Annotated in this window: 17 protein-coding genes; 8 read left to right on the forward strand and 9 right to left on the reverse strand. The window is 65.1% G+C overall.

Features of this window, described 5'->3' with window-relative positions; genetic code table 11:
• Nucleotides 1-2 precede the first annotated feature (2 nt).
• The 3 genes from FG13_RS13635 (at nucleotide 3) to FG13_RS13645 (ending at nucleotide 4,005) form a co-directional block, all read left to right on the forward strand.
• Complete coding sequence (locus FG13_RS13635) at nucleotides 3-530, forward strand: sigma-70 family RNA polymerase sigma factor (protein ID WP_035821633.1); 528 nt, start codon at nucleotides 3-5, stop codon at nucleotides 528-530.
• Nucleotides 527-1,480, forward strand: a complete 954-nt coding sequence (locus FG13_RS13640; RefSeq protein ID WP_035821635.1) for a FecR domain-containing protein — start codon at nucleotides 527-529, stop codon at nucleotides 1,478-1,480. Before FG13_RS13635 ends, FG13_RS13640 begins: the two co-directional genes overlap by 4 nt.
• A gap of 77 nt (nucleotides 1,481-1,557) precedes the next feature.
• Nucleotides 1,558-4,005 (forward strand): TonB-dependent siderophore receptor, encoded by a 2,448-nt coding sequence (locus FG13_RS13645; RefSeq protein WP_035821637.1) that lies wholly within the window; start codon nucleotides 1,558-1,560, stop codon nucleotides 4,003-4,005.
• Here the strand turns inward: FG13_RS13645 and FG13_RS13650 are convergent.
• On the reverse strand, nucleotides 3,996-5,810 hold the full coding sequence (locus tag FG13_RS13650) for a putative bifunctional diguanylate cyclase/phosphodiesterase (protein ID WP_081922569.1): 1,815 nt from the start codon (nucleotides 5,808-5,810) through the stop codon (nucleotides 3,996-3,998). The two genes, FG13_RS13645 and FG13_RS13650, sit on opposite strands and share 10 nt — an antisense overlap.
• 407 nt (nucleotides 5,811-6,217) lie before the next feature.
• Between FG13_RS13650 and FG13_RS13655 the strand changes: the two genes are divergently transcribed.
• Nucleotides 6,218-8,383 carry a TonB-dependent siderophore receptor gene (locus FG13_RS13655; protein WP_081922570.1) on the forward strand — a complete coding sequence of 722 codons (2,166 nt, stop codon included), beginning with the start codon at nucleotides 6,218-6,220 and terminating at the stop codon, nucleotides 8,381-8,383.
• On the opposite strand, the gene FG13_RS13660 is transcribed toward FG13_RS13655, so the two are convergent.
• The 8 genes from FG13_RS13660 to FG13_RS13695 all read right to left on the reverse strand — a co-directional run bounded on the left by FG13_RS13660 (nucleotide 8,380) and on the right by FG13_RS13695 (nucleotide 17,885).
• Nucleotides 8,380-10,005 (reverse strand): methyl-accepting chemotaxis protein, encoded by a 1,626-nt coding sequence (locus FG13_RS13660; RefSeq protein WP_035821639.1) that lies wholly within the window; start codon nucleotides 10,003-10,005, stop codon nucleotides 8,380-8,382. The genes FG13_RS13655 and FG13_RS13660 overlap by 4 nt on opposite strands.
• A gap of 167 nt (nucleotides 10,006-10,172) precedes the next feature.
• Nucleotides 10,173-11,654 carry a xylulokinase gene (gene xylB, locus FG13_RS13665; protein WP_035821641.1) on the reverse strand — a complete coding sequence of 494 codons (1,482 nt, stop codon included), beginning with the start codon at nucleotides 11,652-11,654 and terminating at the stop codon, nucleotides 10,173-10,175.
• Between the two features lie 17 nt (nucleotides 11,655-11,671).
• Entirely contained in the window at nucleotides 11,672-12,562 is an 891-nt protein-coding gene (locus FG13_RS13670; RefSeq protein WP_035821643.1) for an AraC family transcriptional regulator, read from the reverse strand.
• A gap of 35 nt (nucleotides 12,563-12,597) precedes the next feature.
• Nucleotides 12,598-13,722: an ABC transporter ATP-binding protein gene (locus FG13_RS13675; protein WP_081922571.1), complete on the reverse strand. Its 1,125-nt coding sequence runs from the start codon at nucleotides 13,720-13,722 to the stop codon at nucleotides 12,598-12,600.
• Between the two features lie 2 nt (nucleotides 13,723-13,724).
• Complete coding sequence (locus tag FG13_RS13680) at nucleotides 13,725-14,765, reverse strand: NAD(P)-dependent alcohol dehydrogenase (RefSeq protein WP_035821645.1); 1,041 nt, start codon at nucleotides 14,763-14,765, stop codon at nucleotides 13,725-13,727.
• Between the two features lie 12 nt (nucleotides 14,766-14,777).
• Entirely contained in the window at nucleotides 14,778-15,605 is an 828-nt protein-coding gene (locus FG13_RS13685) for a carbohydrate ABC transporter permease (RefSeq protein WP_035821647.1), read from the reverse strand.
• Nucleotides 15,593-16,483, reverse strand: a complete 891-nt coding sequence (locus tag FG13_RS13690) for a carbohydrate ABC transporter permease (protein ID WP_035821649.1) — start codon at nucleotides 16,481-16,483, stop codon at nucleotides 15,593-15,595. The genes FG13_RS13685 and FG13_RS13690 overlap by 13 nt, the downstream gene beginning before the upstream one ends.
• A 130-nt stretch (nucleotides 16,484-16,613) precedes the next feature.
• Nucleotides 16,614-17,885 (reverse strand): ABC transporter substrate-binding protein, encoded by a 1,272-nt coding sequence (locus tag FG13_RS13695; RefSeq protein ID WP_035821651.1) that lies wholly within the window; start codon nucleotides 17,883-17,885, stop codon nucleotides 16,614-16,616.
• Nucleotides 17,886-18,178: 293 nt separating this feature from the next.
• Here FG13_RS13695 and FG13_RS13700 point away from each other — a divergent pair, with 293 nt between their 5' ends.
• From FG13_RS13700 to FG13_RS13715, 4 genes are all read left to right on the forward strand, one after another.
• A complete protein-coding gene (locus FG13_RS13700; protein ID WP_035821653.1) occupies nucleotides 18,179-19,171 on the forward strand; it encodes a sugar ABC transporter substrate-binding protein in 993 nt (330 codons plus the stop codon).
• A gap of 96 nt (nucleotides 19,172-19,267) precedes the next feature.
• Nucleotides 19,268-20,227 carry an ABC transporter permease gene (locus FG13_RS13705; RefSeq protein WP_035821655.1) on the forward strand — a complete coding sequence of 320 codons (960 nt, stop codon included), beginning with the start codon at nucleotides 19,268-19,270 and terminating at the stop codon, nucleotides 20,225-20,227.
• Complete coding sequence (locus FG13_RS13710; protein ID WP_035821658.1) at nucleotides 20,227-21,024, forward strand: ATP-binding cassette domain-containing protein; 798 nt, start codon at nucleotides 20,227-20,229, stop codon at nucleotides 21,022-21,024. Before FG13_RS13705 ends, FG13_RS13710 begins: the two co-directional genes overlap by 1 nt.
• The gene (locus FG13_RS13715; RefSeq protein ID WP_035821660.1) at nucleotides 21,017-21,472 is read left to right on the forward strand and encodes an RbsD/FucU family protein; all 456 of its coding nucleotides are present in this window, start codon (nucleotides 21,017-21,019) and stop codon (nucleotides 21,470-21,472) included. The genes FG13_RS13710 and FG13_RS13715 overlap by 8 nt, the downstream gene beginning before the upstream one ends.
• Nucleotides 21,473-21,486 lie beyond the last annotated feature (14 nt).

The following is a 21,486-nucleotide window of genomic DNA, read 5'->3' on the forward strand; positions in this document are numbered from 1 at the left end:
TCATGGCCATGCCACCCCTGCTGTCCACGCAACTGGAAAGCCATTACCGCGCACACCACGGTTGGCTGGCGCACTGGCTGCAACGGCGCCTGGGCAATGCCGCCGAGGCGGCCGACCTGATGCAGGACACCTTCGCGCGCCTGCTGGCCGGCGCGCCCATGCAGCCGCAAACGCCGGCCCTGCGCGCACCCAAGGCTTACCTGGCGACCGTCGCCAAGCACCTGCTGATCAACCACCTGCGCCGCCAGTCGCTGGAACGCGCGTGGGCCGATGCGCTGGCCGCCCTACCCGAACAGCATGTGCCATCGACCGAGCGGCGCGTGGAAATCCTGCAGGCGCTGCAAGCCGTCGATGCCATGCTCGATGGCCTGAGACCGAAGGTGCGCGCCGTCTTCATCCTGGCGCAGATCGAAGGCCATGCCTATGCGGACATCGCCGCGCAGCTGGGCATCGGCGAACGCTCCGTGAAGCGCTACATGGCCGAGGCGCTGACCGAATGCGTGCTGCTGGCGCAGGACTTGCCGGCATGAGCGCGGCCGCTTCGCCATCTCCGCCGCTGTCGCGCAAGGTGGCGCGCCAGGCCGTCGAATGGTATTTATTGGAGCAGTCGGGCCAGGCCACGCCGGACGACCTGGCCGCCAGCGCCCAGTGGCGCGCACGCGACCCGGAACATGCGCGCGCCTGGAACAGGGTACGGCAGGTGAGCCAGACGGCGAATTTGCTGCCGCCGGAGCTGGCCGTGCCCGTGCTGCGCCGGCCGCAACGCCGCGTGGCCGTGCAGGTATTGCTGGCGCTGATGGCGGCGCCCGCCGCCTGGCTGCTGGTGCGCCACGAGATGCTGGCTGATTACCGCAGCGGCGTGGGCGAACGGCGCGAAATATCCCTGCCCGATGGCGGCACCCTGGTGCTCAACACGGACAGCGCCGTCGACGTGGCGTATGGCGCCGGTGAACGCCTGCTGACCCTGCGCCGCGGCGAAGTGCTGGTGCAGACGCGCCCCGACCATGCGGGCAGCCGCCCTTTCATCGTCGCCACCTGCCATGGCCGCATCCGCGCGCTGGGCACGCGCTTCACCGTGCGCGTCGACGACGACGCCAGCCGTGTGACGGTGCTCGAACACGCGGTGGAAATCACGCCGCGCGCGCCGTCGGCCACCGTCCGCACGCTCGTGGCGGGACAGCAAAGCCGCTTCGACGCCAGCCACGCCGGCCTGCCCACGCCGGCCCCGCTGCAAGCCGATGCATGGGCGCACGGCATGCTGGCGGCGCAGGACATGCGCCTCGACGCCTTCGCTTTTGAGCTGTCACGCTACCGTCCCGGCCTGCTGCGCGTGGAACCGCAAGTGGCGGGCTTGCGCCTGTCGGGCGCCTTCCAGCTCGACGACACGGACGCCGTGCTGGACAGCCTGGCGCGCATGCTGCCCGTCGACGTGCTGTACCGCACCCCGTACTGGGTCACTCTCGCGGCCCGCAAAAAATAATCGTGAAATTTGGCCCCTTTTTTCGGCATGGCCTGTCCTGTAAGTACGACAACGACACTCACCGGAAAGGCCACACCATGCACCCACCCCGTTTGACTCCCCTCGCACGCGCCATCGGCAGCGCCGTGATCCTGCTGTCGCTGGCGCAGGCGCCGGCCATGGCCGCCGATGCCACCGCGCCAGCCACCGCGCAAACGGCCTTCCACGTGCCGGCGGGCGAGCTGTCCGCCGCCATCGCCAGCTTTGCCATCGAAGCAAAAGTGAGCGTGGGCGCGGCGGCCGAACTGCTGCAAGGCGTGCGCACGCCAGGCCTGAGCGGCAGCTACACGGTGCCGCAGGCCCTGGCCCGCCTGCTGGCCGGCACGGGCCTGGAAGCGCTGCCCAGCGGGGAACGCAGCTACGTGCTGCGCAAGGCGGGTACCGCGTTACCCGCCGCGCCGATCGCCGCCACCCTGGGCGAAGTGGCCGTCAGCTCCAGCGCCCTGCGCGACGGCACCACGGAAGGCAAGCGCGGGTATGCGGGCCTGACCAGCGCCACGCGCCTGAACCTGTCGCTGCGCGAAACGCCGCAAGCGGTCAGCGTCATCACGCGCCAGCGGATCGAAGACCAGGGCTTGCGCACCTTGCAGGACGTACTGGTGCAGTCGCCCGGCATCACGGTCGACCATTCCTCGAGCACGCGCGAATACGACCAGGTGTTTTCACGCGGCTTCGAAGTCACCTCGTACATGTTCGACGGCATCCCGACCAGCAAAAGCCTGGAAGCGCGCACCTACGACATGGCCATCTACGACAGGGTCGAGATCATCCGCGGCGCCACGGGCCTGATCAGCGGCACGGGCAGTCCGTCGGCCGCCGTCAACCTGGTGCGCAAACGTCCGGGCCGCAGCTTTGCCGCCACGGCCGGCGCCCAGCTCGGTTCGTGGGACCGCTACCGCATCGAAGGCGATGTCTCGACGCCCTTGACGGCGGACGGCAAGGTACGCGCACGCATCGTCGCCGCGCATGAAGACCAGCGCTCGTTCATCGACCGCTACCAGCAGAAAAAGGATGTGCTGTACGCCATCGTCGAAGCGGACCTGACGCCATCGACGGTGCTCGGCGCCGGCATCAACTACCAGAAGGAAAAGCTGAAAGGCGCGGGCCGTGAATTCCCCATGTTCTATGCCGACGGCTCGCTGACCCATTTCAAGCGCTCGATGAACGGCACGGCGGCGTGGAGCACGTATGACCGCGAACAGAGCATGCTGTTCGCCACGCTCGACCATTATTTCGACAATGACTGGATCGCCAGGGTGGCCGTGAGCCGCAGCAGCAACCAGTACGACGCCTTGCAGGGCTTTTCCGGCGACGGCTACCCGGACCGCGCTACGGGCGGCGGCATGAAGCTGTGGCTGGCCAACTGGCACAGCAAGCCGCAACAGACCTCGCTCGACGCCTATGTCAGCGGCCCGTTCCAGGCCTTCGGCCGCCAGCACGAACTGGTGCTGGGCGTGAGCACTTCGGAACTCAAGACGAATAGCCCCCTCTATCCGAACTGGCGCCTCGATGGCTATGACCATACGGTGCCGGATATTCACGCCTGGAACGGCGCCATGCCGGTGCCCGACTACAGCGGCACGCGCCGGGGCAGCTCATACGACAAGGAACAGGAAAGCGGCCTGTATTCGACCTTGCGCCTGCGCCCGACGGACGCGCTGTCGGTGATTTTGGGCGCGCGCCTGTCGTACTGGAAGCGCGACATTCGCAGCGATTTTTTCAACGGCACGGACCTGTATGACGCGATGCGCGAAAACGGCAAGATCACGCCGTATGCGGGCCTCGTCTACGACCTGGGCCGGCACTGGTCGGCCTATGCCAGCTACACCAGCATCTTCACGCCGCAAAGCCAGCGCGACGTCAACAGCCGCTTCCTGGCGCCGCTCGAAGGCAAGAACTACGAAGTGGGTGCCAAGGGCGAATTCTTCGGCGGCAAGCTCACCACCAGCGCCGCGCTCTTCCAGCTGAAGCAGGAAAACCTGGCCGAAGCCGATCCGGGCAATGTCTGGATCATCGGCACGGGCGGCGGTTCCTACGCCTACCACACGGTGAAAGGTGCCACCACGCGTGGCTTCGAGGCGGAAGTGTCGGGCCAGCTGCGTCCCGACTGGCAACTGACGGCCAGCTATGCCCATAGCCGCATCCGCAATGCCGCCGGCGCACGCATCCAGACCAACCAGCCGCAGAACATGGCCAAGCTGTGGACCACCTGGCGCCTGGCGCAAGGCGTGCCGGGCCTGGTGCTGGGCGGCGGCGTGAACTGGCAAAGCGATATCTACACGGACGACCGCGGGCCGAACGGCGAACGCTTCACGCAAAAGGCGTATGCGGTGGCGGGACTGATGGCGCAGTACCAGGTCAGCAAGCAACTGCTGGCGACCCTGAACGTCAACAATGTCTTCGACAAAAAGTACTATTCGACGGGCATGGGCGGCTACTACGGCGATCCGCGCAACGCCATGCTGTCGCTGCGCTATCAGTTCTGAATGGCTTCACTCGTTTTGAGCAGCACCTCGATGCCCTCGGGCGCCATGGCGCGGCCCAGATAGTAGCCAAACGCCTCGTCGCAGCCCATCTCGGCCAGCAGTTCCAGCTGCTCGCCGCTTTCCACGCCGCCGGCGATGGTGCGCAGCCCCAAGGTGCGCGCCATCGCCACGATGGCGCGCACCATGGCGCCGTCGCCACCGGGCTTGCCCACGTCGTCGACAAAACACTTTTCGATCTTCACGGCATCCGTGGGAAAGCGTTTCAGGTAGTTGAGCGAAGCGTCGCCCGTGCCGAAATCGCTGATGGAAATCGCCACGCCCAGCTGGCGGAACTGGCGCAGTATCAGTTCGCAGTTCTGGTTGCGGTCGATCAAGATGCCGGCGGCGATTTCCAGTTCGATGCAATGCCCCGGCACGCCGGCCGCCTCCAGCGCGGCGGCGAAATTGCGCGCGATATCGCGCTGGTAGAACTGGCGCGCCGACAGGCTGACGGACACCGTCAGCCTCTGCCCCTGCGTGATCCAGCTGCGCGCCTGTTCCACCGCCGTGGCCATCACCCACGCTCCCACCGGCAGGATCAAGGCGCTTTCTTCCAGCACCGGCAAAAAATCGAGCGGCATCATCAGGCCCAGTTCCGGGTGCTTCCAGCGCAGCAGCGCTTTCACGCCCGTGATCGTGCGCGTCTTCAAGTCCATGCGCGGCTGGTAATACAACGCGAACTCGTTGCGTTCGAGCGCGTGGCGCAGGGCCGTCTCGAGGATGGTGCGCGAATACGACTGCGTCTGCATGCGCGGCGCGTAGCGCAGGCAGGTACCGGGCGCGTGGCGCTTGGCCGCATACATGGCCAGGTCGGCCTTTTCGATCAGCGCATTGACGTCGTCGTCATCGTCCGGATACAGGGCCACGCCCACGCTGGCCGCCACCGACAGGCTGTATTCGCCGATGACGAAGGGCGCGGCGATGGCGCCGACGATTTTTTCGGCCACCCGCTCGGCATCGTGCGCCGTGCGCAGTTCCGTCAGCAGGATGATGAATTCGTCGCCGCCCTGGCGCGCCACCGTGTCGACCTTGCGCACGCACTGCTGCACCCGGCGCGCGAACTCCGTCAGCACCTGGTCGCCCACGTCGTGCCCCAGACTGTCGTTGATGGATTTGAAGCGGTCGATGTCGACGAACAGCACGGCCAGCAAACCCTGGTGGCGGCGCGCGTAGGCGATGCCGTGCTCGAAGCGGATCTGGAAATGCAGCCGGTTTGGCAGCCCCGTCAGGCCATCGTGGTGGGCGATGAATTCCAGCTGCTGCTCGGCGCGCCGGCGAGCCGACACATCGTGCAGCAGCAGCACCGCGCCGCCCTGCGCCAGCGGCGCGCAGCTGTACTGCACGTCGATGCGCTTGCCGTCAAGGTGGCGCAGCAGCACGGCGCCGCGCGCCACTTCCAGCACTTCCTGCCGCGCCACGCAATCGCGCACCTGGCGCGCCGCATCGACGGGCGTGCCGTCATGGAACAGCGGCAGCAGCTCGGTCACAGGCTGGCCCAGGCCATCGTCGCCCAGCCGGCCGCCCATGGCGCTGGCGCGGGGATTCAGGTAGCGCACCACGCCAGCGTGGTCGGTGCCGACGACGGCCGCCGGCAATGCGTGCAGCAGCGCCAGCGCCTCTGCCATGCGTTGCGCCTGCGCCGCCTGCAGCACCACGCCCGTCGCATGGCGCAGGCGCCACGTGCGCGCCACCTGCCACTGGCAGGCCAGCAGCACGCTCAGCACCACGGCGAGGGTCAGGCACAGCGCCAGCAGCAGCGCCGTCATGCGTCACCCGTCAGGCAAGAGATGGAAGACATGCTTTTCCTTTGCAACGCGCGCCATGCGGCCGGGCGCAGAACCATGCGGAAAGGAAATAGTATAAGAATTTTGGCGCGATATTTGCCTGATCGGGCGACGCTTGACTGGTGTCAATCACGGCGAGGCGAGATCACTGTTGCAATCCTCCCACAGACAATCTCACCAATTATTGCAACAATTGCTGCGCCGCACTAAAATGAGAATGATTCTCATTATTGAGATTCACTCCATTCATCTGAGTCCCTGCGCCCAGGCCAGGACAGCAGCGGCATGGCCAAGCAAGCCAGGCGCAACACTCTCCCCAGCGACGCATATTGTGAAACAGGCATCCGCCTGCTTCATCCACCACATCATCGCGACACCGGGAGCAGTCAATGACAAACCACAGCGCACAGCGAAAGGCCGCCGCATTGGCGCCGACCCTCATGGCCGCGGCCATTCTCGGCACCTTGGGTGCACCGGCCCATGGCCAGGCGCAGCAGCAGGAGCAGAATCTGCCCGAGGTGCGCGTCAACGCGCAGGCCGCCTCCGCCACCACCGAAGGCAGCGGCTCCTACACCAGCGGCAGCATGACCGCGGCCACACGCCTGAACCTGTCCATGCGCGAGACGCCGCAATCGGTCAGCGTCGTCACGCGCCAGCAAATGGACGACATGAATATCCGCTCGGTCGAGGACATCGCCAATATCACGCCGGGTCTGAGCCTGAACAAGGGCGCCACCGAGCGCGCCAGCTTTTATTCACGCGGTTTCTCGATCAGCAATTTCACGGAAGACGGTCTGACCATGTCGGCCGACGGCGACACCCTGGGTTTCGCCACCCTGGCCATGTACGACCGGGTCGAAATCCTGCGCGGCGCGGCCGGCATGATGAATGGCGTGGGCAACCCGTCGGGCACGATGAATTTCGTGCGCAAGCGCCCTACGGCGCAGAACGAGGTGTCGCTCACGGGCAGCGTCGGCCGCTACCACGACTACCGCGGCGAAGTCGATGCGCGCGGCGCGCTGAACCAGGCGGGCAGCCTGCGCGGGCGCGCCGTGGCCGCCTACCAGGATACCGACACGTTCATCTCGAACTACCGCCACAAGCGCGCCCTGCTCTACGCCACTGCCGACGCCGACCTGTCGCGCGACACGACCCTGAGCGTGGGCTTCCACGTCAACGACGAGCGCAATCCCGGCTCCACGTGGTACGGCTTGCCGACGGCGCTCGATGGCAGTTTCCTGCCGCTCGACCTCTCGGCCAGTAATGCGCCCGACTGGACCTTCTGGAACAAGAAAAACACGCGCCTGTTCGCCGAACTCGAACACCGGTTGGGCAACGGCTGGAAGGTCAAACTGGCGGCGCAGGCGCTGCAGGACGAACTCGACTCCGTCGTCACAGGCATCGCCCGCGTGCCGAAGACGAATCTGTTCCGCCTCAGCGCGGCCAACGCCTTTGTCTACGACCGCCAGCAACGCATTGTCGATGCGCAGGCAGCCGGTCCTTTCAGCCTGCTGGGCCGCCGCCATGAAATCGTCTTCGGCGCCAGCTACCGCACGCGCGATACCGAAGACAAGGGCTACAAGTCGGTGCCCGACTACAGCTATACCTTCAACCCCGTGAACTGGGATACGGGCGCGCCCGTGAAACCGGCGATCGGCACCTTCTACTATGGCCAGGACAGCAAGACGAAGCAGACGGGCGTCTACACGACGGCCCGCTTCAGCCTGGCCGATCCGCTGGCCCTGCTGGTGGGAGGCCGCGTCGACTGGTATGACTACCGCGCCATCAATACGTTTACGGGGGCCCGCTCCGGCTACAAGGTGAGCCGGGAAGTCACGCCATATGCGGGCCTGGTGTACGACATCGACGCCCAGCACTCGCTGTACGGCAGCTGGACCAGCATCTTCAATCCGCAAAGCGCCGTCGACAGGCATGGCGTGCTGCTCGATCCCGTCACGGGCATCAACATGGAAGCGGGCGTGAAGGGCGAATACTTCGGCGGCGCGCTGAACGCCTCGGCGGCCGTGTTCCGCATCGTGCAAAAGAACCTGGCGACAGCGCTGCCGCTGACGCAGTGCGGCCCCGGCCTGCTGTCATGTTCCGAGGCGGCCGGTGAAGTACGCAGCGATGGGTTCGAGCTGAGCGTGTCCGGCGCGTTGACGCCGCGCTGGCAGATGAGCGCGGGCTTTACCTACAACACGGCCGAGTACGCCAAGGCACAGGGCAGCAATGCCGTCGGCGCGCGCTATGCGGCCGAGCGCCCCAGCCGCCTGCTGCGCCTGTCCACCAGCTATCGCCTGTCCGATGCGTGGCGCGTCGGCGGCGCGCTGCGGGCGCAGAACCAGGTCTACAAGACCAACAGCGCCATCCGCCAGGGCGGCTACGCGGTGGCCGACCTGAACGCGGGCTGGCAAGTGAACCGCCAGCTCGACGTGCGCCTGAGCGTGACCAACGTCTTCGACCGCAGCTACTACCAGGCCATCAGCAGCATCGACAGCGGCAATGCATTCGGCGATCCGCGCAGCGCCGTGCTGACGGCGAAGTACACGTTCTAAGCCAGCGCCAGCCGGCCCGGTTTCAGTTCCGGTGCCGGCGCCAGTGCCGGCGCCGCATGCAGCTTGAAGATGCTGACGGCGTCGGCCAGGCTGGCCGCCTGCTGCTGCAGCGCGTCCGCGGCGGCGGCCGCCTGCTCCACCAGAGCCGCGTTTTGCTGCGTCACGCCATCCATCTGGCTGATGGCGATGCTGATCAGCTCGATGCCGTCGCGCTGCTCCACGCTGGCCACGGCGATCTCGCCGATGATGGCGTTGACGCGCTGCACGCTGCTCACCACGTCGTCCATCGTGCGCCCCGCCTGACCGGCCAGCACGCTGCCCTCTTCCACCGTGCGCACGGATGCGCCGATCAGCTGCTTGATTTCCATGGCCGCCGCGCTTGACCTCTGCGCCAGGTTGCGCACTTCGGTGGCCACGACGGCAAAGCCGCGTCCCTGCTCGCCCGCGCGCGCCGCTTCCACGGCCGCATTCAGGGCCAGGATATTCGTCTGGAAGGCGATGCCGTCGATGACGGCGATGATGTCGACGATGCGCTTGGACGAGGCATTGATATGGCTCATGGTCTGCACCACCTGCGCCACGGCCTCGCCACCGCGCTGCGCCACGTCGGCCGCGCCGCCGGCCAGCTGGCGCGCCTGGTCCGCGTTGTCGTTATTCTGCCGCACGGTGGACGTCAGCTCGATCATCGAGGCAGCCGTTTCTTCCAGCGAGCTGGCTTGCTCTTCCGTACGCGACGACAGGTCCATATTGCCGCTGGCGATTTCAGCGGACGCCGTGGCGATGGCGTCCGTGCCGGCGCGCACCCGTCCCACGATGGCGGCCAGGTTGCCGCTCATCGCTTTCAAGGCGCGCAGCAGGTCGCCGATTTCATCGCGGCTGCCGTCGGCCACCACGGCGCGCAAGTCGCCGGCCGCCACTTGCTGGGCGATGCCGACGGCAGCGCCCAGCGGCACCGTGATGCTGCGGATCAGCCACCACACGGTGACGGTACCGACGACCAGGGTCAGCAGCACGGTGGCCAGCATGGCGATGCTGGCGCTGCGGTGCGCGGCCGCATCGCGCTCCTTCATCTGCGCCATCAGGGCGTGCGACTGCTTGCCGATGGCGGCGACGATGGCGTCGATCTGGCGCGTCGGTTCGCGGTCCATGCCCTTGACCAGCGCATCGACCGTGTGGGCGCTGTCGGCGCGCGCGCCATCAAACTTTTGCAGCGCCGCCAGGTAGCTCACGCCCAGCGCGTCATGCGCCTGCAGCGCCTGCTCCACGGGCGCCGTGTCGAGCCCCAGCGCGGCCATCATCGATTGCAGGCTTTTCAATTCCTTGCGCGTCTGCGCGCCGCTGGCGACAAACGCTTCGCGGTAGCGCTGGAAGGCGGCCGCATCGCCGCCGCGCAGCAGGATGTTTTTCCATTCCTGCACCTGGATCTTGAATTCCACTTGCGCGCTGCGCGCCGCGTCGACCGCTTCCGTCAGGGCGACGGAACGCTGCATGGCGTCCGCGCTGCGCACACTGGCCGCGTCGAGCGCGCTCCAGCCACGCGCGCCAACGAACACCAGCGCAAGAAAGAAAAAGGCGCCCAACAGACCCAGGCGGACGGAGATTTTCAGATTCGCAAGTTGCATGTGTTTCTCCCGGCGGCAAGAACAGGATGGCAACAAAGGCGCCACCAAAACTATCCAATTCTCACCAAATGGGGAAATCATGGGGCGCGCCCCGGGAAAAACCAAGCAGCGCTTTCGCTAGAGAAACACTTTCAACATAGAAACAACAAATTACAATGGAAAGTTGACTACCCGGCCACGCCTTCGCCTGCCGCGCCGGCGAACTCCGCGCGCAGCAACGGGTACAGCCGCCGGTAGCGCGCCAGGCGTTCGTCCAGCATGGCGGACGCTTGCGGCGCCACCGTTTCCTGCACGGGCGGCCGCGTGCACACCTGCGCGGGCGGCAAGCCCGTCACCGCCATCTGCGCCAGGCGCGCCGCGCCCATGGTGCCGCCAGCCGCGCCGTGGTCGTGACGCAGCACGTTCAAGCCCGAGGCATTCGCGCACAGCTGCGCCCAGAACCGGCTGCGCGAACCGCCGCCCACGAACGACGCTTCTTCCAGGTGCGTGCCGGCGCTGCGCAGGGCCGCATTGCCATCGGCCATGGCAAAGGCCACGCCTTCCATCACGCTGTAGGCCAGTTCAGCGCGTCCGTGCTCCGTCGACAAACCGAAAAACACGCCGCGCGCGGAGGCGTCGTTGTGCGGCGTGCGTTCGCCGCTCAAATACGGCAGGAAGACGGGCGCCGTGCGCGCCTCGACGTTTTCCGCCAGCTTGACCAGTTCGCCGATGTCGGACGACTGCGTCAGCCGCGCCACCCAGCTGAGGCTGGACGCGGCGCTGAGGATCACGCTCATCTGGTGCCAGCGCTCGGGCAGGCAGTGGCAAAACGCGTGCACGCCCTGGCCCGGATTGGGCGCAAAACCGTCGCTGCCGGCGAACAGCACGCCGGACGTCCCCAGCGACAGCAGGCCGGCGCCCGGCTCCACCACGCCCAGGCCCACGGCGGCGGCAGCGTTATCTCCCGCGCCGCCGGCCAGCAGCACCGTGTGCGCGATGCCCCACTCCTGGCACAGCGACGGGCGCACCGGCGCAGCGGCGGCGCTGCCTTCGACCAGACGCGGCATGTGCTCGCGCGACAGGCCAGTGGCCGCCAGCATGCGCTCGGACCAGTCGCGTTTGGCCACGTCCAGCCACAGGGTGCCGGAAGCGTCGGACATGTCGGACACATACTCGCCCGTCAGGCGCAGCGCCACGTAATCCTTGGGCAGCAAGACCTTGGCCGTGGCGCGGAACAGCGACGGTTCGTACTTTTGCAGCCACAGCAGCTTGGGCGCCGTGAAGCCGGGCATGGCCTGGTTGCCCGTGATGGCGCGCGACTCGGGCACCAAGGCCTCGAGTTCCACGCATTCGGCAAAGGCGCGCGTATCGTTCCACAGGATGGCGGCGCGCAGCACGTGCTGCTGCTTGTCGAGCAGGGTTGCGCCATGCATCTGGCCCGACAGCGCGATGCCGCGCAAGCCCGAAAACGCCACCGGCTGGGCGGCGCGAATGGCGGCGATGACGTCCAGGGTGGCGTGCCACCAGTCTTCGGGATTCTGTTCCGACCAGCCGGGATGGGGACTGGACACGCGCAAGGCCACGCCGGCGCTGGCAAGGATGGCCTGGGCGTCATCGGTGAGGATGGCCTTGATTTCGGAGGTGCCGATATCGATACCGAGATATGTCATTTGATTCCAGAAGAAAGTTAAGAATGGCCGTCGCCGGACGGCTCGGGCATGTTCATCAGCAGGCAGGAGCGGAACTTCGACGGCGACATCTGCTTGTGCGCCAAAAACTGGCGGTTGAAATTGGAAAGGTTGTTGAAGCCCGTGCGGTAGCAGATATCGGTGACCTTCATGTCCGTGTTCATCAGCAGCTCGCAGGCCAGTGCGATGCGCTCCTGGTTGACGTATTGAATGAACGAGGTGCCCGTATGCTTGCGGAAGAAACGCGTGAATTTCAAGGTGTTCATTTCCGCCACGTCGGCCACGTCCTGCTCGCAAAAATCGAGCGTGATGTTCTGCTTGATATACGCCAGCACCAGGTTGATGGTCGACGACATGTAGCGGCCCGCCTGCGCCAGGTAAGTGACGCTGGCCAGGGGCCGCCGCTCGCGGCACTCGCACAGCTCGCCGAACAGGCGCGTAAACAGTTCGACCCGGCGCAAGCCCTGCGCCGTCGTCAATTCCTTCATCAGCGGCACCAGGCGCAGGCCCAGCGCATCGGGAAATTGCAAGCCCCTGCCGGCCTCGCCCAGCAGGGCTTTCAGGGGCGCCATTTCCGGGAACAGCAGCGCGCAGCGTTCGATGAAGTCGCCGGAAAACTGCAGCACCAGGTCGCGCTCGGGCAGGATCACGCCTTCCGGCAGTTCGCTGACCCAGTTGTGCGGCAGGTTCGGCCCCGTCAGGATCAGATTGCCCGCCCCGTAACTGCCGATATGGTCGCCGATAAAAAATTTGCCGTTTGACGTGATGATGAAGTGCAGTTCGTACTCGGGATGAAAATGCCATTTCGCCACAGTGTGCGGAAAGCCGTGCGCCCACGCGCGAAACGATTCGTGGATCGGTTTGTGGATCAGTTCCAGGTCAGGCGTCACGGCAGTTCCCTTGCGCGGTCTCGTTGCCAGCTATTCTAACCACTTAGCTGAGCACTGAGCGCCAAAGCCAGCCCGCTGTCGGCGTCGAACAGGTGCATATGCTCTTCATCGAAAGCCAGCGCCAGACTCTGGCCCACCTGCGCCGCGCTGTTGGCCGCGTTCGCCGGCAGCAGCGCGGACAGGCTCAAGGAGCCGCACTGGAAGCTGATCAGCGCTTCGGCGCCCAGCAGCTCGACCAGGTCGATGGCGCACGCCAGGCCATGCGTACCCGCCGGCTCCTGCGGCAGCGCCGCGCGCAAGTGGTTCGGGCGCAGGCCGAAGACCACGCGCGCACCGGCCTGCAACGCCGCGAAGCGGAACGAGACCAGTGGCCAGCGGTAGCCGGCGCACACGAGCACCGTCTGGCCGCCGTCTTTTTCGACGACGCCATCGATGAAGTTCATGGCCGGCGTGCCGATGAACCCTGCCGCGAACAGGGTGCGCGGATGGTTGTACAGTTCCGCCGGCGTGCCGATCTGCTCGATATGCCCGCCCTTCATCAGCACCACCCGGTCGGCCAGGGTCATCGCTTCGAGCTGGTCGTGCGTGACGTACAGGGTGGTGGTGCGCAGGCGCCGGTGCAAGCGCTTGATGTCGGCGCGCAGCTGCGCGCGCAGCTTGGCGTCGAGGTTCGACAGCGGTTCATCGAACAGGAACACCTGCGGCGTCTTGATCATGGCGCGCGCAATGGCCGTGCGCTGCTGCTGGCCGCCCGACATGGCGCGCGGCTTGCGCTCGAGCAGGCTGTCCAGGCTGAGGATGGCCGCCACCTCGCGCACGCGGCGCTCGATCTCGTGGTTCGGCACTTTCAGGCGGCGCAGGCCGAAGGCGATGTTGTCGTACACCGTCATGTGCGGATACAGCGCGTAGTTCTGGAACACCATCGCCACGTTGCGCGCGCGGGGCGGCAAATCGTTGACGACGGCGCCGCCGATCAACAGCTCGCCGCCGCTGATGTCTTCCAGGCCCGCGATCATGCGCAGCAGGGTCGACTTGCCGCAGCCCGATGGCCCCAGCAGGACGATGAACTCGCCGTCATCGATTTCCAGGTCGAACGGCTGCAGCACGGCCGTCTTCTCGTCATACGTCTTGTGCAGCTGCCTGCAGGTGATATTTGCCATGATCAGTCTCCTGCCAGTTCAATTTGAATCTTGACGTCGCGCGGGTGGCCCTGGGCCGCTTCCTCGAACGCCTGCACGCCATCGGCAAAACCGAAGGTGCGCGAAATGAAGGGCTTGACGTCGATCTTGCCGGAAGCGAGCAAGGCGATGGCGCGCGGGAAGATGTTCGCGTAGCGGAACACCGATTCGATGCGCACTTCTTTGGCCTGGATGGCGACGATATCGAAAGGCACGTTCTCGGGTGGCATGCCGACCAGTACCAGGCAGCCGTTCGGACACAGCAAGTCGACGATGTTGTCGTAGGCGCGCATGCTGCCGCTGGCCTCGAAAACGATGTCGGCTCCCCAGCCGTCCGTCAAGTCGCGCACCGTTTCCGCCAGGCTGGCCTGGCGCACGTCGACCGTGGTCACGGCCGGGTTATCGGTGAACAGGGCCAGCTTTTCCGGCACCAGGTCGGCCAGGATCACGCGCGAGCAGCCGCCCGCCAGCGCCGCCAGTGCATTCATGGCGCCGATGGTGCCGGCACCGATCACCACGGCCACGTCACCGGGCTTGATGGCCGCCTTTTTCGCCGCCTGCAGGCCGATGGCCAGCGGTTCGACGATGGCGCCTTCACCGAAGCTGACGTTGTCGGGCAGCTTGAAGGTAAAGGCGGCCGGATGCACGACGTACGGCGTGAGGCAACCGTGGATGGGCGGCGTGGCCCAAAAGCGCACGGCAGGATCGAGGTTGTACAGGCCGCGCATGGTGGCCGGCGAATCGAACTGCGGCACGCCCGGCTCCATGCAGACGCGGTCGCCCACCTTCAGGTGCGTCACTTCATTGCCCACTTCCGCCACCACGCCGGACGCCTCATGACCGAGCACCATCGGCGCTTCGACGGCGAAGGGGCCGATCTTGCCGTGCTTGAAGTAATGCACGTCGCTGCCGCAGATGCCCACGGTATGTATCTTGATTTTCACGTCGCGCGGGCCGACGGCCAGTGGCAGGTCGATGTCGCGCAAGGTGATGGAATGCGCGTGTTCCAGTACGAGTGCTTGCATGATGAATTCCTTTTATTTGTGTTTGAGCATGGAGTTGAGCAGCCGTCCCAGGATGCCGACGAACAGCAGCGGCGGCAGCGCCAGCAGCACGGTGGAAGCGTTCACCACGCCCCACGGCACTTCCTGGCCCATCGACGTGAAGGCCGACGCCACCACGGGTAATGTCATGCTTTTCGACGAGGTGAGCGCCAGCGCGATCATCAGTTCATTCCAGACCAGCACGAAGCTGAAGACGATGCCGCCCATCAGGGTTTTGGAGGCCACCGGCAGGGCCACGTGCCAGAACACCTGGTAAGGACCGTAGCCGTCCAGCGCCGCCGCTTCCTCGATCTCTTTCGGAATGCGGGCAAAGGCGGGAATCGACAGCCAGATGATGGTCGACAGGGTCACCAGCAGATACGTCACCACCATCGACAGGCGCGAGTCGTACAAGCCCAGGTCGATCCAGATCGAGATCAAGGGAATGGCGACGGCGACAGGCGGCAAAAAGCGCAGGGACAGCAGGAAGAACTGGATATCCTTCTTGGCCGGGATCGGATAGCGGGCGATCGCATACGCGGCCGGCACGCCCAGCACGGCGCCCAGCAACACGGCCACGCCGACGATGGCCACGCTGTTGCCCAGCCCCGTCAGCACTTCCGGGCTGGCCAGTACCTGCTTGTAGTTGGCCAAGGTCGGGCTGAAGAAAAAGCGCGGCACGGGCGTGACGATATCCATCAGCTCCTTGAAGGAATTGAGTACGGCCCACAGGATGGGGAACAGCGCCACCAGCACAATCAGCGTGGTGATGGCGGTGGTGGTGACGGCGCCAACGCCGCGCGTCAAAGTCAGTTTTCCCATTTGGCGACTCGCTTCCAGAGTAAAGTGAAGATGACTGTCGTGGCCAGCATCATCAGCACGGCCATGCTGGACGCGTACGACACCTTGCCCATCAGGCCGATGCCTTGCGCATACGCGTACATGTCCAGCGTTTCGGTGGAGATGCCGGGGCCGCCCTTGGTCATCACGTAGATCAGGTCGAACGAGCGCAGCGACTCGACCATCTTGATGAAGACGAGGCTCATGATGGGCACCTTGAGCATCGGCAGCGCGATGTACGCATACACCTGCAAGGTGCTGGCGTAATCGAGGCGCGCCGCTTCCAGCGGTTCGCCGGGCAGGGTTTCCAGCAGTTTCAGGATGACGGCGCCGAAGAACAGGCCCCACTGCCAGATGTCGACCAGCGCCACCGCGTACAGGGCCGTGGCGGGGTCGGACAGCAGGGCCGTGCCGCCCAGGCCCACGCATTCGAGCATCCAGTTGAGGATGCCCATCAACGGCGAATACATGAACTTCCAGATGAAGGCGGCCGACACGCGCGGCAGCAGCACGGGCACGATCAAGAGCAGCGCGATGACGTCCCGTGTGCGGCCCTTCACTTTTTCAAACAGGAACACGGCCAGCAGCACGCCGACGATCAGCGAGCCGGCCACGGTGACCACTTCCCAGATGGCCGACACTTGCACGGCATTGACGAAGCGGCGGTCGCCGAACAGGCGGAGAAAATTGGCAAAGCCGACGTAATCGCTGTCGCTGTAGCGCAGCACGCGGTTTTGCAGGGCCAGGTTGATGGCGGCGATACTGGGCACCAGGCCCAGTACCAGCAGGACCAGCAGCGGCAGGGTCAGGAAGACGGCCGGCAGCCAGGTGTGGCGTTTTTTATGGATGGAGCGTGGCATAGAAATAAGCTTTCGGGCGAGGATAGGCAAGCGCTGGCTTTAACCCCAAAGGCGAAATACCGGGGTCGGACCCTGAGGGACTAGGCGTCCCCGTCCGACCCCAGCTGTTCAGGTATTGGGGTGAAAGAAGTTATTTACGTTTCTTCGCCCGCGCCATCACCTCGGTCGCATACTCATTCGCCTCATCGAGCGCGCTTTGCACGTCGCCGCGTGTGCCCGTAAAGACTTCTTCGAGCACGACGCCCAGGTTGTCGCCGATATCCGGCCACTCGGGACTAGGCCAGATGGTGACGCGCGAGACGGGCGTGGTGTCCGTCAGGCCCGCCTGGATCTGCGGCTTGACGTGCTTGCGGAAGTAGTCGCTGTTGATGGTGCTCGTGCGGTTGTAGTCGCTGAAGACGTTGTCCTTCAGGCGCGCCTGTTCCTGCTCCTTGCTCGTGGCGAAGGCGATGAACTTGCCGGCCGCCTGGCGCGTACATTCATCCCTGGCACCCGTGGCGGAGATGGCCAGGCCATGGCCGTAGGCGGCAGACGCCAGCGGCGCGGGCGGGCGTACATAGCCGACCTTGTCGACCACCGAGGATTTTTTCGGGTCTTCCATCCAGTCGGCGAACGGCGTCGATTCGATCATGAAGGCTACCTTGCCCGACCTGAACGCTTCGAGCGCATTGCTCCAGTCGTAGGTGGCGCCGCCCGGCGGCGAATACTTGAACAGGTCGCGGTACAGGGTGGTGGCCTTGACGGCCTGCGGCGAATTGAAGGCGGGCACGCCGTTGTTTTCCCACTTGCCGCCGGCGGCCAGCATGAACGGCGCCCAGCGCCAGACATTCATGCCCGAGCCGCGCTGGCCCCGCGCCGCCCAGCCATACACATTCGGCGGGCTGTTCATTTTCTTGACGGCGGCGACCAGTTCATCGAGCGTCTTCGGCACGGCGATGCCGGCCTTTTCCAGCAGGTCGCGGCGGTAGAACAGGAAGTCGCTGCCGCCGATCAGGGGCGCGAAATACGCCACGCCCTTGTACGAGGCGACGGCGCGGCGGCCCGGCAGGAAGTCGTCGTAATCGGCGTCCTTGGGCAGGTATTTGAGCAGCGGGACGACCCAGCCGGCCGTGGCGAATTCGGCCACGTTGGCTTCGTCGATGTAATAGATCTGGTAGGAGCCGGCCTTGGTGGAAGCGTCGAGGCGGGCTTTCGAGCGGCGGTCGTTTTCGCCGAAATAGCTGATTTGTACCTTGGTGCCGCTTTTCTTTTCATACTCGGCGAGGGTCTTTTCCATCACCGTCAGGCCCAGGCTTTTTTGCGCCAGCACCTTGAGCACGGGCACCGAGCAGCTTTGCGCCGAGGCGTCTGCAAACCCGGCGGACATGAGGGCGCCCCATGCAACAGCAGTCATGATTTTCATAACACGTCTCCATTTTTATAGTCCGGCGGTTTTCCACCGGTATGCCAACTATAAAAACAAAGTCCATCTGCCACCACTGCAAAAGCGGCCAGTTTTCAAATACTATTTTTCAGCAAAAAGGCCTCCATGCCGGCCGCGATGGGCTGATCTTTTTTACCACACACAATATATAAAGCCGCTTGATTTATTAATTAGCCGAGCGTATATTTGGCTCGGGCACCGCATTGACGGCCGCCCCCAGGCCGAGGCAATTGCCTCCCGGTAAAAAATAAATAGATTCTGGAGACAACACAATGAACGTCAAACAATGCATCGCACTGGCTGTCCTGACGGCAGCCGGCGGCGCCGCCATGGCCGAGGAAGCAATCGTCGGCCTGATCACCAAGACCGATACCAACCCCTTCTTCGTGAAGATGAAAGAAGGCGCGCAGCAACGCGCGAAACTGAAGGGGGCTAAGCTGTTGACGGCGGCCGGGCGCGCCGACGGCGACAACGCCGGCCAGGTGACGGCGATCGAGAACATGGTGGCCGCCGGCGCCAAGGCGATCATGATCACCCCGAGCGATTCGAAAGCCATCGTGCCTGCCATCAAGAAGGCGCGCGCGGCCGGCGTGCTGGTGATCGCCCTCGACAGCCCGACCGAGCCGCAGGACGCCACCGATGCGCTGTTCGCCACCGACAACTACAAGGCCGGCTTGCTGATCGGCCAATACGCGAAAGCCGCCTTCGCCGGCAAGCCCGTCAAGATCGCCATGCTGGACTTGTTCCCCGGCCATCCGGTGGGGATAGCCCGCCACAACGGTTTCCTGGCCGGCTTTGGCGCGCCGGGCATCAGCGCCAAGACCGTCGGGCCGGCGAAAACCGCCGACGTGGTGTGCATGGCCGACAGCTTCGGCGACCAGGGCAAGGGCCAGACGGCGATGGAAAACTGCCTGCAGAAAAATCCCGACATCAATCTCGTGTACACCATCAACGAACCGGCCGCTGCCGGTGCCTACAAGGCGCTCAAGGCCCTGGGCAAGGAAAAGAACGTGATGATCGTTTCGGTCGACGGCGGCTGCGCGGGCGTGCGCGACGTCAAGGCCGGCGTCATCGCGGCGACCGCGCAGCAGTATCCCCTGAACATGGCGGGCCTGGGCGTCGAAGCCGGCGTCGAGTACGCCAAGAACGGGAAGAAGGCCAGCGGCTACGTCGACACCGGCGTCACCCTGATCAGCGACAAGCAGCAAGCAGGCATCGAGAGCCGCGACACGGCGTTCGGCCTGAACTCCTGCTGGGGCAAGTAAATCCACGCAGGCGGCCACGTTCGGCAAGGCTGCGTGCCTTGCCGGCGCGCGGCCGCCTGCGCGCCTCCTTTTTTCCCTCTTGAATATGGATAACAGATGCGTTCCACCGTCCCGACATTTCTGCCGCCGCTCTCCAAACTGGGCCCGGTCATTGCCCTGCTCGCCGCCTGCGTGTTCTTTGCGTCGCAGAGCGACCGCTTCCTCAGCAGCCAGAATTTTTCCCTGATCTTGCAGCAAGTCATGGTCGTCGGCATCATCGCCATCGGCCAGACCCTGATCATCCTGACCGCCGGCATCGACCTGTCCTGCGGCATGGCCATGGCGCTGGGCTCGGTCATCATGACCAAATTCGCCGTCGACCTCGGCATGAACCCCTATCTCGCGATCGGGTGCGGCATCGCCGTCACCGTGCTGATCGGCTTCATCAACGGCGCGCTGGTCACTTCGATCAAGCTGCCGGCGTTTATCGTCACGCTGGGCACGATGAACATTGCCTTCGCCGTCACGCAGCTGTACTCGCAGGCCCAGACCGTCACCGGCCTGCCGGAAGCAATGGGATATTTCGGCAACACCTTCCAGCTCGGCCAGGCCACCTTCACCTACGGCACCGTGCTGATGCTGGGCATGTACGTGCTGACCTGGCTGTACCTGCGCGAAACCGCGCCCGGCCGCCACCTCTACGCCGTCGGCAACAATCCGGAGGCAGCCCGCCTGACCGGCATCGCCACGAATAAAGTGCTGCTGGGCGTCTACATGATCGCCGGGATGTGCTACGGCATCGCCGCGCTGATGTCCGTGGCGCGCATGGGCGTGGGCGACCCGCAGGGCGGCCAGACCGACAACCTCGACAGCATCACTGCCGTCGTGCTCGGCGGCACCAGCCTGTTCGGCGGGCGTGGCTCGATCATGGGCACACTCGTTGGCGTGCTGATCGTTGGCGTGTTCCGCAACGGCCTGACCCTGATGGGCGTGTCCTCGGTGTACCAGATCCTGGTGACGGGCATCCTGGTCATCCTGGCCGTGGCCACCGATCAACTGACACACAAGAAAGGTTGATGAGCATGACGACACATGTGCAACCGGTATTCCAGGCCCGCGGCCTGGTCAAGCGCTATGGCAGCGTGACCGCGCTCGACGGCACCGATTTTGACTTGTTGCCGGGAGAAATACTCGCCGTGATCGGCGACAACGGCGCCGGCAAGTCCTCGCTGATCAAGGCCCTGTCGGGCGCCCTCGTCCCCGACGAGGGCGAGATGCTGCTCGACGGCAAGCCGATCCATCTGAAGTCGCCGATCGACGCCCGCCGCTACGGCATCGAGACGGTGTACCAGGACCTGGCCGTGGCGCCAGCCATGACGATCGCCGAGAACCTGTTCCTCGGCCGCGAACTGCTGCGCAAGGGCATGTTGTCGCGCTTCCTGCGCTGCATCGACAAGAAGCGGATGCTGGCCGAGGCGGAAGCCCATATGCGCGATCTGAAAATCGGCATCCGTTCGATGAAGCAAGCCGTCGGCACCCTGTCTGGCGGCCAGCGCCAAGGCGTGGCCGTGGCGCGCAGCACGGCGTTTGCCAAACATGTCGTGATACTCGATGAACCAACCGCCGCACTCGGCGTAAAGGAGGGCAATATGGTACTGGAACTGATACGCAATGTACGCGACCGCGGCCTGCCGGTGATTTTGATCAGCCACAATATGCCGCACGTGTTCGAGATCGCCGACCGCATCCACGTGCAGCGCCTGGGCAAGCGCGTCGCCGTGCTGAACCCGAAGCACATCAGCATGTCCGACACGGTGGCGGTGATGACGGGCGCGAAGAGCGCCGAGGAATTTCCGGAAGTAGCCCATGCTTAAGGGAATCGATCCGCTGCTCAGCCCGGAATTGCTGAAGATCCTGTGCGAAATGGGACATGGCGAGGAAGTCGTGCTGGTCGACGCCAACTTCACCAGCCAGACCCTGGGCCAGGGCAAGCCGCTCGTGCGCCTGCCCGGCATCGACCTGCAGCGCGCCAGCGCGGCGTTGCTGTCGGTGTTTCCGCTCGACGCCATGGTGGACCAGCCGGTCGCCTTCATGAAGGTATGCAACACCGCCGACGGCTACCTGTCGGCGCTGCAGCGCACCATGCTCGAGCAGATCGCCGCCACCGGCGCCGCCACGCCCGAGCAATGCGAGGCGGTCGAGCGCTTCGCCTTCTACGAACGCGTCAAGGGCGCCTACGCCATCGTGCAGATCGGCGAAATGCAACCATACGCCAATTTCCTGTTCAAGAAAGGTGTGATCAGCGAGCCGCTGGCGGGCTGAGAAACGTGCAGCTG

The sequence above is a fragment of the Janthinobacterium sp. RA13 genome (assembly GCF_000745325.1).
Lineage (GTDB): Bacteria > Pseudomonadota > Gammaproteobacteria > Burkholderiales > Burkholderiaceae_D > Janthinobacterium > Janthinobacterium rivuli.